This is a genomic window from Psychrobacter piechaudii (genome assembly GCF_900162825.1).
Classification (GTDB): Bacteria; Pseudomonadota; Gammaproteobacteria; order Pseudomonadales; family Moraxellaceae; genus Psychrobacter; species Psychrobacter piechaudii.
The window spans coordinates 1-332 of sequence record NZ_FUGE01000243.1 but is presented as its reverse complement, the minus strand read 5'-3'; the positions used below and the strand labels follow the sequence as shown (position 1 = coordinate 332).

Here is a 332-nt window from a genome sequence, read left to right as displayed (position 1 = left end):
ATAGGGTTTGTACACCTATGCCTTCACTTCTTGCAACTTCTGATACACTTAAGTTATGTGGCGGCGATAGCTTGCTTAATATAGCTTGTTTTCTCTCTTTACTGTATCTGGACATCTTTGTTCCTTGTTACCCCCTTTTACTTGATTGTTAGGGGTGACAACTATCCTGACACAGGGGGGAAGTGCTAAGTACCAAAGCTGTAATACCAACTGTTTTTTTTAGATTTTTACTCATTTGACCTCCTCCCCTCGCTAAACCGAGGGGATTCCTACAGCTAGACGGTCAAGCCCGACCGCAAGGATGTTCTTAGCAGCATTGATATCTCTATCAT

Annotated in this window: 1 pseudogene; it reads right to left on the bottom strand. The window is 42.8% G+C overall.

What is annotated here, in order from left to right:
- Window positions 1-252 precede the first annotated feature (252 nt).
- A pseudogene (locus tag A1019T_RS13795) lies at window positions 253-332 on the bottom strand (RNA-guided endonuclease TnpB family protein); the annotation flags it as partial.